Here is a 13,156-nt window from a genome sequence, read left to right on the forward strand (position 1 = left end):
ACGATGAGATGGGTCGACGTCAAAGAAGGATTTAAGGAATTCCTCGAAGAGTTTAAGAGGGAGAAGACCGGCATAGCCGGTGTCATTCTCCTCATCCTCCTCGTCCTCGTTGCTCTTACAGCGCCTTACACCACTATACCTGACCTCCCCGATAAGTGGAGGAGCTCCGCCTACTGGGAGGACAACCCCAAGAACGTTCCGCCGACCTGGTACAACATGTTCACCTCCCAGAAGCTCGTTCCCCAGGTGGCCTACTACAGCGACGAGCTCTCAATCACCCACCCGAGCAACACCGAAATCCTGATTGAGGCCCCTTACAGCTTTTCGAAGGGCTACTACCTCGGTCCTCAGGGAATCATCATAAGGAACATAAACGTGACCCTTAACCTGCCGTCCGAGGCTCCGACGTACAGCCTGTACCTTGAGAGGCCCGATGGAAAGACCGTTCCCCTCGTGGACAACAAGCCCCTCACGAGTTCCACCACCATAGCCGTCGGTAGGGACGCGGCGATCTCCGCCAACATCTACGTGTGGCTCGTCAACGTCACCGAGGGAAGGGAGCTCGACCCGCTCCAGGCGCAGATGGACCCGATAGTTATCATGAACATCAACACCCTCGTGTCCACGGCCTTTGCCAGGGTCGAGCCTGGAATGAACGCCCAGGACATCATAAACAACCCCGAGCCACTCTGGGGCGACTACAAGCTCGTCCTCAAGATCGACAACCCTGCCCCTGACCAGAACAAGGTCATCATCGATGACATAAAGATCACCTTCCTCGGTAGGAGCTACGGAACCATGGGTACCGACTACCTTGGAAGGGACCTCTGGGCAGGCATCATCTGGGGTAGCAGGGTCTCGCTCGTCATAGGTATACTCGTTTCCGTCCTCAGTACCGTCATCGGTCTCGTCTACGGAGTTACAAGTGCGTACCTCGGTGGAAACGCCGACGAGTTCATGATGCGTATCAACGAGATCTTCGCTTCAATACCGAGCCTGCCGATACTCATCCTCATAGGTGCCACGGTGGGACACGTGACCCTGATGTTCATAGTCCTGCTGCTGGTCATCTTCGGATGGATGGGAATAGCGAGGATTGCGAGAAGTATGGCCCTTCAGATCAAGGAGCAGACCTACATCGAGGCTGCCAGGGCCCTCGGTGCCGGAAACGGAAGGATAATCTTCAAGCACATACTGCCGCAGCTCCTGCCCTACGCCTTCGCAGTTATAGCCCTCAGCGTTCCGGGTGCGGTTATCGCCGAGGCTTCCCTGAGCTTCCTTGGTATTGGAGACCCGACGGCCGTTACCTGGGGACAGATACTCAACGCGGCCCAGGCGCAGGCGGCGACGACCAAGGGTTACTGGTGGTGGGTCCTTCCGCCCGGGCTTGGCATCGCTGTCGTCGGCCTGACCTTCGTCCTCATCGGTACGGCCCTCGATAAGATACTCAACCCGAGGCTCAGGAAGCTGTGAGGTGGTGTAAATGGTCAAGAACGTACTCGAAGTTAAGAACCTCAAGATGTATTACTTCACCAACAAGGGTGTCGTCAAGGCCGTCGATGACCTTACCTTCAACCTCAAGAAGGGTGAGGTGCTGGGACTTGCCGGTGAGAGCGGATGCGGCAAGTCCTCCCTCGGTTTTACCCTTATGGGAATGCCCACCGCACCGGGTAAGATAGTCGGAGGCAGCATCAAGATCGATGGCAGGGAGATAGTCGGTCTCCCCGAGGACGTCCTCAGGAAGGAGGTCCGCTGGCAGAAGATAGCCATGATATTCCAGGGTGCCATGAACGCCCTCAACCCGGTTTACACCGTCGGTCACCAGATGATCGAGCCGCTCCTCCTCCACAAGGGCATGAGCAAGGACGATGCCATTGACAGGGCCCAGAAGTACCTTGAGCTCGTGGGTCTCGACCCCGAGATCGTCTACCGCTACCCCCACGAGCTCTCGGGAGGTATGAAGCAGCGTGTCATCATAGCCTCGGCCCTCCTGCTTGAGCCGGAGGTGGTCATAGCCGATGAGCCGACAACGGCCCTCGATGTCGTTGTCCAGGCCCAGATCATCAACCTCCTGAAGAAGCTCAAGAAGGAGCTCGGTCTCTCTATGATATTCATCACCCACGACCTCAGCATCCTCGCCGAGATCAGCGACCGCGTTGCCATCATGTACGCGGGCAAGATCGTCGAGATTGGAGACAGCGAGAAGATCTACTACGAGCCGGCCCACCCGTACACCCAGAAGCTCCTCTCAGCCATACCGAGGCTCCACGAGGACATTGAGAGGCTTGAGTTCATCCCGGGACAGCCGCCCAACCTCATCAACCCGCCAAAGGGATGCCGCTTCAACCCAAGGTGCCCCTACGTTATGCAGGTCTGTAAGGAACAGGAACCCGAGCTGAAGGAAGTTGATAAGGACCACTACGCCGCATGCTGGCTGCTGTGAGGTGTGAGAAATGGCCGAGCCGGTACTTAAAGTTGAAAACCTCAAGAAGTACTTCCCCATCAAGAGAGGCTTCGTGGACACCATCAAGGGTGCCCCGCAGAAGAAGGTTCACGCCGTTGACGGCATAAGCTTCGAGATATACAAGCAGCAGGTCTTCGCACTGGTTGGTGAGAGCGGCTGTGGTAAGTCCACCACCGGAAAGCTCATCGTCAAGCTCCTCGAGCCGACGGACGGAAGGATATACCTTGAGGGCAACGACGTCACCCACGTCAAGACCAGGGAGGAGATACTCAACTACCGCAGGCATGTGCAGATGATATTCCAGGACCCATTCAGTTCGATGAACCCGCGCTTCAGGATATTCGACATCCTCGAGGAGCCGCTGCTCATACACGGCATCGGTGAAACCAAGGCCGAGCGCGAGGAGCTCATCTACAAGGCCCTCGAGATGGTCAAGATAACCCCGCCGGAGGACTACGTCGGCAGGTTCCCGCACATGCTCTCCGGTGGTCAGAGGCAGCGTGTGGCCATAGCCAGGGCCCTCATCCTCAACCCGACCTTCGTCGTCGCCGACGAGCCGGTCTCGATGCTTGACGTGTCCATCCGTGCAGAGGTTCTCGAGCTGATGAAGGAGCTCAAGGAGAAGATGGGCGTCACCTACCTCTACATCACCCACGACATGTCCACCGCCAGGTACTTCGCCGACTGGATGGCGGTCATGTACCTGGGCAGGATTGTAGAGATGGGACCGGTAGAGAAGGTCATCGACAACCCGCTCCACCCGTACACAAGGGCACTGCTCTCCGCCGTTCCGGAGCCCAAACCGGAGCGCAGGAACGTCATCAAGGAGCTGCCCATCAAGGGTGAGGTTCCCAACGCCGTTGACATACCGCCCGGATGCCGCTTCCACCCGAGGTGCATCTACGCCCAGAAGGGACTCTGCGACACCAAGCACCCGCAGCTCGTCGAGTACGAGCACAACCACTTCGCCGAGTGCCACCTCGTCGGCAAGTACTGATCTTCTTCTTTTCTTTACTCTGGGTGATGCCTATGGGAACGTTCAGGGATGCCATGGAGTACCCTCTTCTCAGGGCCGGTCTGATAATGCTCGTCCTCGCCCTCGTCATATCCGCGGCGGGTTTCTACCGCGTTGGCAAGGTTTACTCTGCCAGCGGAACCCTTGGGGAGGGAATGCACTACCTGGGTGATGATAAATTCGAGACTGAGTACCTGTACCACAACAGAACGCTGATCCTCTCCTCTTCGGGTGCCAACCTCTCCCTGCTTCAGGGGACCGAAATGACCAACTACACGCTTGTGAACCGCGAGATAACGCTCCACCCGAGCGAGAGGCCGGTGATATACATTTTTAACGGGAGCGTGAACTATACTTACAGCGCGACGGCCGTTGACTACCCCTACGCCATCTACTCGGTGGTGGCCTTCGTGCTGATGCTTGTGGGAGTCGTTATGGCTTTCATGGGGTACTCCCAGCTGCTGAGGGACGTGAAGGAGGGTAGGAGATGAGGGAGCTTGATTACAGCGCCGTCATTGAGAGGATAACCGGGTTCATAAGGGAGAGCGTTGATGGAGCCGGCGCCGATGGCGTCGTCGTTGGTATAAGCGGGGGCATAGACAGCGCCACCGTCGCATATCTCGCCGTGGAGGCCCTCGGAAAGGAGCGGGTTCTTGGCCTGATAATGCCCTACTACGAGAACCGCGACCTTGACGACGCCCGGCTCGTCTGCGAGAGCCTGGGGATTGACTACAAGGTGGTCAACATAAAACCCATCGTCGATGAGTTCGAGAGGGCCGTTGGGGGGCTCGACACCAGGAGCAGGGGAAACGTGATGGCAAGGACGAGGATGGTCCTGCTTTATGCCCACGCCAACGCCAAAAACTACCTCGTCCTCGGAACCAGCAACAGGAGCGAGGTTCTCACGGGATACTTCACCAAATGGGGTGACGGTGCCAGCGACTACGCCCCGCTCATAAACCTCTACAAGACCGAGGTCTGGGAGATAGCAAAGCTCCTTGGAGTTCCGGAGAGGATAATCAAAAAGAAGCCGTCGGCCGGCCTGTGGGAGGGACAGACGGACGAGGACGAGCTCGGGATAAGCTACCGCCTCCTCGACGAGATACTCTGGCGCATGATTGACCTTGGAATGGAGAAGGCTGAAATAGCGAGGGAGCTTGGAATAAGCGTCGAGAGGGTCGAATACGTCGAAAGACTGGTAAAGGGCAGCGAGCACAAGAGGCGCCTTCCGGTTGGCCCTGCCCTCTGAGGTGAGTCCATGAGGAGGGGATACCTCTTAGTTTTTCTAGCCGCGTCTAGCTGGGGTACCCTTGGGATATTTGCCAAGTACCTCGACGGCTTCGGCCTCAGCCCGTTCACGATGGTCTTTTACCGCGTTCTCTTCGCGCTGATGCTCCTCGGTACGTACCTTGAGCTCAGGGGGATTGGACTGTCCATAGGGAGGGAGAGGCTGAAGTTCTACGCCATCTACGGATTCTTCAGCATCTTCCTCTTCTACACCCTCTACTTCTACACCGTGACCATCTCATCGGTCTCCTTCGCGGTTCTCCTCCTCTACACCGCCCCGGTGTACTCGATAGTCCTGGGCAGGTTGATCTTCAAAGAGCCCCTGAGGAGGGAGAAGCTCATCGCCCTCTTCATGGTCATGGCGGGCGTAGTCCTCGTCAACGGTTCCGGGGCCGAGTTCTCGACCCGGGCGCTCCTCTTCGGCCTCCTGACCGGACTGACCTACGCTCTCTACGGGGTTCTGGCCAAGCTCGCGGTGAGGAAGGAGGAGCCCGAGAAGGCCCTCTTCTACACCCTCCTGTTTGGACTCCTGTTCCTCCTTCCCTTCACTGACTTCAGCGTCCCAACGGCGGCGGTTCCGTATCTCTTCGCACTGGCGCTCTTCCCAACGTTTCTCGGTTACATCCTCTACAACCACGCGCTGAAGGAGGTTGAGGTCAGCAGGGCCAGCATAGTTGCCACCATAGAACCCGTGGTCGCCATAGTCCTGGCGTTCGTTCTCTTTGGCGAGAGGCTGAGTGCGGCACAGCTCGCCGGCGCCGCCCTGATCATAGGGGGCTCAATGATAGTGCACATGGGGGAGAAGGAGGGGCCGAAGGAAGCCCGCTAGACGTGGAAGTACCTCTCGAGCTCCCACTCCGTCACCTTCTTTGTTTCCGGGGGAATGTCCCGTGAGGCCAGGTACTCCAGGTAGTCTTCCCACTCGCGTTCTTTGTACTCCACGAAGTTCCCGTAGGCACCGCCCAGGGCCTCCCTGACGACCCGGTCCCTCTTCAGCTCGTCAAGGGCCTCCCCGAGGCTTCCGGGCAGGGTACCTATCCCGAGTCCGGCCCTCTCGGAGTCTTCCATCTCGTAGACGTTTGCCTCGGTGTACGCCTCCGGCTCCAGCCTTCTTTTTATTCCGTCGAGTCCGGCCATTAGAACCGCCGCGAATGCCAGGTATGGGTTGGCGCTGGGGTCCGGACACCTGTACTCTATCCTGGCTCCGTTGCCCCAGAACGCGGGGACCCTTATCAGGGTGCTCCTGTTGCGGTAGCCCCAGCTGATGTAAACGGGGGCCTCGTAGCCGGGGACGAGGCGCTTGTAGCTGTTCACCGTCGGGTTCGTGACGGCTGAGAGGGCCCTCGCGTGCTTCAGCAGACCGCCGAGGAAGTGCAGTGCGGTCTCACTGAGGCCGTCCTCCCCGATGAACGCGTTCTCCCCGTCCCTCCAGAGGCTTATGTGGAGGTGCATCCCGTTCCCGGGAAATCCGTGGATGGGCTTGGGCATGAAGGTCGCGTATAAACCGCGCATCTCGGCTACCGCTTTGACGATGTATTTGAAGCTGACTATGTTGTCCGCCGTTTTGAGGGCCTCATCGTAGCGGAAGTCTATCTCGTGCTGGGACTTCCCGACCTCGTGATGGAGAACCTCCGGGACGAGGCCAAAGGCCGGCATGTAGAGCGCTATCTCCCTCCTCAGTGTGCGGGCCCTGTCGAGGGTGACGAGGTCAAAATAGCCCCCGCTGTCGGGGATGTGGAGCTCCCAGGTTCCGTTCTTTTTGAAGAGGTAGAACTCCGGCTCCGGGCCGATGTATGCCCTGAATCCCTCCTTCTCAAGCCTCTCGATCGCCGCCCTGAGCACCCCCCTCGGATCCGCGCCGTAGGGGCTTCCGTCCTTGTAGATGTATCCGTAGACCCTCGCTATTCCCTCCCACGGAACCTCTGCGTAGGTGGTCGGATCGGGCTTCAGAACGAGGTCGCTGTCCTCTATTCCCTGGAAGCCCGGAATTGAGGAGCCGTCAAAGGCTATCCCCTCCGCCAGCGCGTCTTCGTATCTATCCACGGGTATCTCCATGCCCTTTGGAACCCCGTTGATGTCGACGAAGACCAGCTGGACGAACCCCGGAGACCTTGCCCCATGACCAATTCCAACCGTGGAAATTTCGTTCATTTTTATCACCATTAACTGCTTTAACGTTCAGTTTTTATGCCAAATTACTGAACGAACAATCTGATAAAAGCCTTTTTACTGGATTTTTGTCACTATGACGAGCGGGTGTGTGGGACTTTCCCCCTTTGACAGCAAAATGTTCATCCCATTGTCAAAATCAGCTGAAATTTACATTTTAATGTTAAACAAAGCTTTTTGTGCTCCGGCCGTAGCCATAAACATGACAAAAGCGGAGGACATACTGAACCGCGAGATAGCGAGGATGAACCTTCACCTTCCCGCGCTTCGTCCCACCCTTTCCCAGCTCCTGGCGGAGGGGGAGCCAGGAGTTAGGCTCCGCGACGGGAGCTATCACTACTTCCGGCGCTCCGAGCTCGAGTACCTGAGGGGCCTTGTGGACGGTGATGAGTGCGAGCGCCTCAGGGTGCCCATAGTCCTGGAGATAAGCACCCTCCACAGGGGCTACTTCAGGGTCAGGGGGCGCATTGAGGTCAAGGTCATAGATAAAGTCCTTGGTAACTACAGCATCCTTGAGGAAAAGGACGAGGAGCTTTATCCCCGCTACCTGCTCCCGAGGATTAGACGGGCTCTCCCGACCACCACAACCTACGCGTTCATAGCGGAGTGATGACCATGGACGAGGACACCAAGGTTCTCAGGGACTACCTGACCTTCACGGTGCCCCACGTCACCGTGCTGGCGGGGGCCATTCTGGGCGTCATGATGATTCTAGGGGTTCCCGTTAACCTTGCCCTGGGGATTTTTGCCAGCCTGTATGGTGCAATGCTCCTGATCCTCGGTATGATAATCCGCCCCCACGTCTCAGGTATCCGTGCGTACTGGCTTTTTATTGCGTTCACGGTTTTTCTCATCCTCTCCGGGTGCTTTCTGTCCCTGTACGGTAGGTAAATTTATATCCAATTGGACTTAATAATGACCGGTGAGGTTTATGAAAAAGGCGGGCGTTTTACTGCTGTCCCTGTTGCTGCTTTCCACCGCTCACCTTGTCTCCGCCCAATCCGGACTTGTGACCTCCGACGCAATTTCGGTTGTGAGGGGCGACTACTCCGAGGGGGTACTGACTCTCAGGAGCACCGTTGGATTCACCTATCATGTAGTTAGCTACAGGGGTTTCCTGGTGTTTGATGAGAACATGAACCGTGTTAACGGGTTCAATTTCACAATCTCTCCGTCAGTGTTCACCGACTGGCAGGGGGGCGATACCCACACCGTGCGCTATCGGCTGGAGTGCCCGCGCAACGTCTCCCCCGACAATTACACACTTCGGCTCAATTTTATTGCATCGACGCAAAACGGCCTCATATATCTTGTTCCGGTTGATGTGGCCCTTACCGTGATGGGCTCTTCCCTAAAGTTTGGCGACGTCGAGGCCTACGTTCAGGGCAGGCCAGGCTCATCCTATGTTCTGAACGGGGAGACCATAGCTGTTTTTTCCCACGTCACCAACATCGGTCGCGGGAACGTCTCCGCGGTGGGGCAGGTCTCCCTGGTCAGGGATGGAAAAACCTACTTCTTCGAGAACAGGACGCTGACCTTCGTACCCGGGGACAACCTCGTCCGGTTTGAGGTGCCCGTCGGATACGACCTTCCCCCCGGGACGTACCGGCTCCACTATCTCCTCATGTACGATGGGGGCACCTACCGGTACTCCAAGGACTTCCCCGTAAAGTTCGGGGTCACGCTGGTGGGGATGTCCCTGAAATCCGATGAGGTGAAGGTGAACGAGGACAACAGGGCGTACGTGACGGTTCTCTCCGAGAGGCTCATCGGAATGAACCTGACGGTTGAGGCCTACCGTGACGGGGAGCTGATATCGAGGGCCGTGGAGCCAAAGGAGATTGGAGGGGGTACGACGGTTCTCGAAGTTCCCCTCCCAACGAACGTATCGGGCTCCATCACGGCCGTCATAAAACTGACCTTCGGTGAACGCCTGATAGGAGAAGGCAACGTTACCTACACCGTTTCGGCTCCCCCGGTGCTTGCAAACGTCTCCTACGAGAGGACCGCCAGCGATGAGGTGCTCTTCAAGCTCGCCGTCGAAAACCCTGGGGACGGGAGTGTGAACGGCGTTCTCACCTACAGGATATCCTCGGACGATGGGGTGCTGTACAAGGACTCCATAGAGGAATCCATACCCCCTGGGACCAGCGAGATAACGGTGAAGTTTGAGGTCCCCGTGGGGAAGACCGTCTACTACGAGTTTGCCCTCACCGCGGCGGGGGAGACGAGCACCGCGAAGGGAGAGCTCTACCTGGAGCCCCCTGCGCCGACGACCACGACCTCGTCCCCCACGCCCACGACCTCCTCCACCGCACCATCAAACACCACTACCATCGGCGGTGGCAGTGGTTCCAGGGGCCTCTGGATCGGCCTCGTGGCGGTGGCTTTCATCCTCCTGGCGGTGGGTGCCTTCTACTACCTGAACCGCTCGGAAGGAGCCAGAAAGAAGCGCGTCAGGCCAAAGCCCAGGAGGCGCTCCCCCCTGGGCAGGTTCAAGAGGCCCAAGAAGCCGGAGTTTAAGGAGAACAGGGAGCTTCCAAAGAAGAAGTGAATACCAAACTTTTTTATTCCCCTCTTCTCCATTCCCCTTCAGGCGAGGGGGTCGGGGACTCTCGGGGTGCTCCCGAGGAAGTTCCGCCCACCTCACCGGGGCCGCGGTGCCGCGAGGCACCTCCCGAGAGGGAGGGCAACGGCGCAGAAACGACACGTCCCGGCGGGTATGGGGATGAAAGCGGCGAAGGACCCGGCGACGGGCTCCGAGCTAACCCGCAGACGACCCGTCGGGGACCGGTGAAACGGCCGTCCCGCGGGGTGCAAGGCCGAGGGAGGGGCGATGAAGTCCCGGTGCGAGCCCCGTGGTAGGCCGCTCAGTCGAATGTCCCCTTGAGACAGAAGGCGGGCTACGACCCCCTCGCCCTAATGTCCAGCAGGGATGCGAGGAGTATCAGGGCCCCTCCGAGTGCCGTTCTAACCCCTGGAACCTCTCCGAATATCAGAAACGCGTACACCACGCGCTCATTGGGTCTAGATAGCTCAGCAGGGCCGCCTCGTTGACCTCCACCTCTTTGAGCCCGTCCATGTAGAGGAACAGCGCCAGAACGGTGTGGACTCCGACGAGGACGAGAACCGCCCACCAGGCCGGCTCCCCAACGCCTGAAACCGCCATAAACGGGGCGAGCACGAGCGATGCTATCGCGAGCTGGAGGAACGTCAGCGTTTTGCCGTCGATCCCGCGCAGGAATCTCCCGAGATTCGGTATCAGGGCGTAGAAGAAGGCCGCCGTCAGGGCTAGTAAGATTCCGACGAAGTCTCTGTTGCCCAAATCGATGTTCTGACCGCTCATGATCAGGATAAGCCCCGTGAATGCGGTGCCTATGAGGAGCCAGCTCTTCAGGCTCAGTCTCTCACCGAGGAAGCGCCACGAGATAACCGTCGCTATTATCGGCGCTATATAATAGACGAGAACCGCGTTGGCTATGGTGGTGTAGTTGAACGCCGTGAAGAGGAAAACCCAGTTTAAGGCGAGGGAAACGCCCAGTGCCGGGAGGGGCTTCCATCTGGCCCTCAGGAGTGGGGGGAGCGATTGGAGCCATTCATTCTTTCCGGCAAGGATGGCGAGGAGCAGGAGGGCGCCGAGGGACACCCTGAAGAAGGCGACCCCTAGGCCGGATAGGTTTGAGAAGCGTGCGAATATCCCCACGCTGCCCCATATCAGCATCGCCGTGGCGATTTTTATCCTTCCGTTCACAGTGCATCCCCGTGCTCTTCCAGCCATTCTTCGTAGGCTCCCCTGACCTCCTCCTTCCTGAACCCCGGAACCGCGTCCTCGAAGGGGTTAAACCTTTCGAGCTTTCTTTCATCCGAGCCGATGTAGGTCGTCACGAGTCCGACCTTCGAGTGCAGGCTCGACGGGAGGCGGAGGATTCTCTTAACATCGACCGTAACGCGGCCGTCAAAGTAGGCCTTTGAGAACGTGCTCGAGAGGGAAAACAGCCTTGTCAGAGTTTTGTAGCCTATCCCCTGGGGAAACGCGGTTAAGAGCCCCTTCCGCACGAAGCCCTCGTATATCTCCTCCCTGCTTCCCAGGACCTTCTCAACCTGGCCCTTTTTCAGGCCTATGTTGAATAGGTGGTTCTCGTTGGCCCTCCTTACAAAGTACCCGAACCTGAGCCGGAAGACCCTGTAATAGCCGGAGGAAAGCATTATCCTCCTGCTCTGGATGTCATCGAAAGTTATCTCCTCCGCGGCACTGATGTATGCCAGAACCTTTTCCCTGGCCTTGCCGTCGAGCTTTAACGCCCAGTCGTCCAGAACGCGGATGTGATAGCCCCTGCCGGAATAGATTACGTGGACATCCTCGAAGCCAAAGTCCTCCTTGAGAACCACGAGGGTGTCCCTCGCCAGCTCCTTCGCATCCTCGAGGCATATCGGACACACCCGGCCGTGCTCATGGAGGTGGGAGCACCTCCGCAGGGGCAGGTCCTTGGCGTCTATGTCGAAAACGAGCTCGGCCCCGAGCCAGCCCTCCATCTCCTTGGGCTCCTCGTAGAGGGCGACGCTGGAATAGACCGCGTAGGGGGCGGTTGTCTTTACGTAGTCCTCCAGGTCGCGGACGTCGAGGAAGACGTTCTTCCTGTCGCTCGGCCCCTCGCCGGTGTGGTCGAATCCGAACTCCCTGTTCTCGAGGTTTCTGACGATGAAATCGGGCAATCTCTTCGCGCTCCATTCCCGTCTGTAGTAGAGCGCCCTCTCCTCCTTCGTCATCTCCCTGAGGAGCTCACCCATTTTCCTCACCGCCGTCCGTTTCTCCACCCTCGCCTTCTCCCTTCCTTTCGAGGTAGAGCTTCCTGAGGTAGTAGGTCAGGGGGTTCTTGATGTTCCTGCAGTCCCTGTCCGGCCTGCAGAGCTCCGGCGCGTTGGCCCGTATCTTGGAGCAGTTGGGCGGGAAGTACCAGGTTGAGTTCCCGCTGTCCTCAAGGGTAGGGCTGTCCGTGAGGCCGAAGCCGAGGTGGTACCAGATGTTCTTTACCTCGTGGGGCTGGTCCTCGAAGAGGGGCGGTGAACAGCGGTTGCCGGCCTCGATGATCACGGGCAGTATCTCCCTCTCCACAACGCCCAGGTCGCTCACGCAGTCCCTTATCCTCACGTCCCTCCTGGGGGGATTAGGGCAGAGCCGGGCATAGCTCAGGAAGCTCGTCAGAAGAACGGTTATGGCGTAGTTCCTGAGGCCCGAGGGAACGCCGCCCAGGGCAATCTTGACGCACGGCGGGAACAGGTCGAAGCGCAGCGGTTGAGCCTCCGCTGAGCCCATCCTTTCAAGCCTCTCCTTGTAGTGCTCCCGCGCTATTTCGCCGAGCTTCTCGTAGAGCCGGAGGTAGTAGTCGGGCAGCTCGTCCCTTATCTCGTAGAGCAGGTTCACCGCCCTTTCGAAGTTCCTCTCGAAGGAGCGCTTCCACAGCTCAGTGGCCCCCTCCTCCGTAAGGTACGCGTATCCGTTCCGCACGTAGACCTCTTTGAGGGAGCCCTCCCACAGCTCCAGGAACTTTGACAGGTGTATCCTGTATCCCAGCCGCAGCTTCCTTCTCTCGTCGGGGGACAGCTCCTTGTGGTGGGTTCTCTCGAGTATGGTTCTGTCCCTTTCGGGGATTTCGCCGCCGGAAACCGCCTCGAGGGGTGTGGAAACCCCCACGAGCGTCCCTCTCTGCAGTATCCTCCGGTGGTATATCCTCAGGTTGGCCTCCCTGACTACCTCCCTCTCGAGGCCGTAAGGTGAGAAGGCCAGCGCCCCAAGTAGTGCGTAGAACGTGAGCAGATCCCGTATCCCCTCCAGCTCAAGGATGCCCTCGGGTATTTCCCCGGACTTTATCCAGCTAACCCTCTCGAGGGCGGCATCGATCCCAACGTACGATGGTATTATCATGAGCAGCTCGGTTATTCCACCGAACTCATCTTTAACGAGCCGCCTGGCCTCGGGCCCGAATGGATCCAGCATGGCTTCACCTCTTCAGGGTATTGGTCTCGATTATTGCCAACGGGCAAAAAAATGTTTTGTTGGAAAGGTATCCCGTTTCTCAGAGAATCTTTCCCATGAAAGAAAAATCTTGGACTTTATCCCACCAACGGAGGAGTGACGTGGGTGGAATTCCAAAAGTTTTATATTCTTTTCAATCCAGAAGTTATATTAGAGTGGGTGATCGGGTCAAAGCATTGCCAACTAG

13 protein-coding genes and 1 other RNA gene are annotated in these 13,156 nt (G+C 58.0%); 10 read left to right on the forward strand and 4 right to left on the reverse strand.

Going from position 1 to position 13,156, the window contains the following annotated elements; genetic code table 11:
- The first annotated feature begins 3 nt into the window (after window positions 1–3).
- Genes FH039_RS01415 through FH039_RS01440 form a run of 6 tightly spaced genes read left to right on the forward strand, consistent with a single transcriptional unit; the run spans window position 4 to window position 5,595 of the window.
- The gene (locus FH039_RS01415; protein ID WP_139679929.1) at window positions 4–1,473 is read left to right on the forward strand and encodes an ABC transporter permease; all 1,470 of its coding nucleotides are present in this window, start codon (window positions 4–6) and stop codon (window positions 1,471–1,473) included.
- Between the two features lie 10 nt (window positions 1,474–1,483).
- Entirely contained in the window at window positions 1,484–2,443 is a 960-nt protein-coding gene (locus tag FH039_RS01420; RefSeq protein ID WP_139679930.1) for an ABC transporter ATP-binding protein, read from the forward strand.
- A 10-nt stretch (window positions 2,444–2,453) separates the two neighbouring features.
- Entirely contained in the window at window positions 2,454–3,461 is a 1,008-nt protein-coding gene (locus FH039_RS01425; protein WP_139679931.1) for an ABC transporter ATP-binding protein, read from the forward strand.
- A 32-nt stretch (window positions 3,462–3,493) separates the two neighbouring features.
- Window positions 3,494–3,970, forward strand: a complete 477-nt coding sequence (locus FH039_RS01430) for a hypothetical protein (protein WP_139679932.1) — start codon at window positions 3,494–3,496, stop codon at window positions 3,968–3,970.
- Window positions 3,967–4,728, forward strand: coding sequence for an NAD+ synthase (locus tag FH039_RS01435; RefSeq protein ID WP_139679933.1), 762 nt, complete (start codon window positions 3,967–3,969; stop codon window positions 4,726–4,728). Before FH039_RS01430 ends, FH039_RS01435 begins: the two co-directional genes overlap by 4 nt.
- A 9-nt stretch (window positions 4,729–4,737) precedes the next feature.
- Window positions 4,738–5,595, forward strand: a complete 858-nt coding sequence (locus tag FH039_RS01440) for an EamA family transporter (RefSeq protein ID WP_139679934.1) — start codon at window positions 4,738–4,740, stop codon at window positions 5,593–5,595.
- Here FH039_RS01440 and glnA read toward each other — a convergent pair.
- On the reverse strand, window positions 5,592–6,917 hold the full coding sequence (gene glnA, locus FH039_RS01445) for a type I glutamate--ammonia ligase (protein ID WP_139679935.1): 1,326 nt from the start codon (window positions 6,915–6,917) through the stop codon (window positions 5,592–5,594). The genes FH039_RS01440 and glnA overlap by 4 nt on opposite strands.
- A 220-nt stretch (window positions 6,918–7,137) precedes the next feature.
- Between glnA and FH039_RS01450 the strand changes: the two genes are divergently transcribed.
- The 4 genes from FH039_RS01450 (at window position 7,138) to rnpB (ending at window position 9,853) form a co-directional block, all read left to right on the forward strand.
- Window positions 7,138–7,545, forward strand: a complete 408-nt coding sequence (locus FH039_RS01450; protein WP_139679936.1) for a DUF61 family protein — start codon at window positions 7,138–7,140, stop codon at window positions 7,543–7,545.
- The gene (locus tag FH039_RS01455; RefSeq protein ID WP_240703242.1) at window positions 7,545–7,826 is read left to right on the forward strand and encodes a hypothetical protein; all 282 of its coding nucleotides are present in this window, start codon (window positions 7,545–7,547) and stop codon (window positions 7,824–7,826) included. Before FH039_RS01450 ends, FH039_RS01455 begins: the two co-directional genes overlap by 1 nt.
- 40 nt (window positions 7,827–7,866) lie before the next feature.
- Window positions 7,867–9,489 carry a hypothetical protein gene (locus FH039_RS01460; RefSeq protein WP_139681547.1) on the forward strand — a complete coding sequence of 541 codons (1,623 nt, stop codon included), beginning with the start codon at window positions 7,867–7,869 and terminating at the stop codon, window positions 9,487–9,489.
- A gap of 42 nt (window positions 9,490–9,531) precedes the next feature.
- Window positions 9,532–9,853, forward strand: an RNA gene (gene rnpB / locus FH039_RS01465) — RNase P RNA component.
- 77 nt (window positions 9,854–9,930) lie between these two features.
- Here the strand turns inward: rnpB and FH039_RS01470 are convergent.
- From FH039_RS01470 to priL, 3 genes are read right to left on the reverse strand one after another with little or no spacing between them, the layout of a single operon-like run.
- Window positions 9,931–10,686 (reverse strand): DMT family transporter, encoded by a 756-nt coding sequence (locus FH039_RS01470; protein WP_338064603.1) that lies wholly within the window; start codon window positions 10,684–10,686, stop codon window positions 9,931–9,933.
- Entirely contained in the window at window positions 10,683–11,723 is a 1,041-nt protein-coding gene (gene priS / locus FH039_RS01475) for a DNA primase catalytic subunit PriS (RefSeq protein WP_139679937.1), read from the reverse strand. Before priS ends, FH039_RS01470 begins: the two co-directional genes overlap by 4 nt.
- The gene (gene priL / locus FH039_RS01480; protein ID WP_139679938.1) at window positions 11,716–12,930 is read right to left on the reverse strand and encodes a DNA primase large subunit PriL; all 1,215 of its coding nucleotides are present in this window, start codon (window positions 12,928–12,930) and stop codon (window positions 11,716–11,718) included. The genes priS and priL overlap by 8 nt, the downstream gene beginning before the upstream one ends.
- Between the last annotated feature and the right edge of the window lie 226 nt (window positions 12,931–13,156).

Source organism: Thermococcus indicus (genome assembly GCF_006274605.1).
Classification (GTDB): domain Archaea; phylum Methanobacteriota_B; class Thermococci; order Thermococcales; family Thermococcaceae; genus Thermococcus; species Thermococcus indicus.

What these genes read in the sequence shown, in the direction of transcription:
- priS (WP_139679937.1), bottom strand. Translation starts at nt 11,723, where the DNA reads ATGGGTGAGCTCCTCAGGGAGATGACGAAGGAGGAGAGGGCGCTCTAC.
- FH039_RS01420 (WP_139679930.1), top strand. Translation starts at nt 1,484, where the DNA reads ATGGTCAAGAACGTACTCGAAGTTAAGAACCTCAAGATGTATTACTTC.
- FH039_RS01460 (WP_139681547.1), top strand. Translation starts at nt 7,867, where the DNA reads ATGAAAAAGGCGGGCGTTTTACTGCTGTCCCTGTTGCTGCTTTCCACC.
- priL (WP_139679938.1), bottom strand. Translation starts at nt 12,930, where the DNA reads ATGCTGGATCCATTCGGGCCCGAGGCCAGGCGGCTCGTTAAAGATGAG.
- glnA (WP_139679935.1), bottom strand. Translation starts at nt 6,917, where the DNA reads ATGAACGAAATTTCCACGGTTGGAATTGGTCATGGGGCAAGGTCTCCG.
- FH039_RS01435 (WP_139679933.1), top strand. Translation starts at nt 3,967, where the DNA reads ATGAGGGAGCTTGATTACAGCGCCGTCATTGAGAGGATAACCGGGTTC.
- FH039_RS01455 (WP_240703242.1), top strand. Translation starts at nt 7,545, where the DNA reads ATGACCATGGACGAGGACACCAAGGTTCTCAGGGACTACCTGACCTTC.
- FH039_RS01440 (WP_139679934.1), top strand. Translation starts at nt 4,738, where the DNA reads ATGAGGAGGGGATACCTCTTAGTTTTTCTAGCCGCGTCTAGCTGGGGT.
- FH039_RS01430 (WP_139679932.1), top strand. Translation starts at nt 3,494, where the DNA reads ATGGGAACGTTCAGGGATGCCATGGAGTACCCTCTTCTCAGGGCCGGT.
- FH039_RS01450 (WP_139679936.1), top strand. Translation starts at nt 7,138, where the DNA reads ATGACAAAAGCGGAGGACATACTGAACCGCGAGATAGCGAGGATGAAC.
- FH039_RS01415 (WP_139679929.1), top strand. Translation starts at nt 4, where the DNA reads ATGAGATGGGTCGACGTCAAAGAAGGATTTAAGGAATTCCTCGAAGAG.
- FH039_RS01425 (WP_139679931.1), top strand. Translation starts at nt 2,454, where the DNA reads ATGGCCGAGCCGGTACTTAAAGTTGAAAACCTCAAGAAGTACTTCCCC.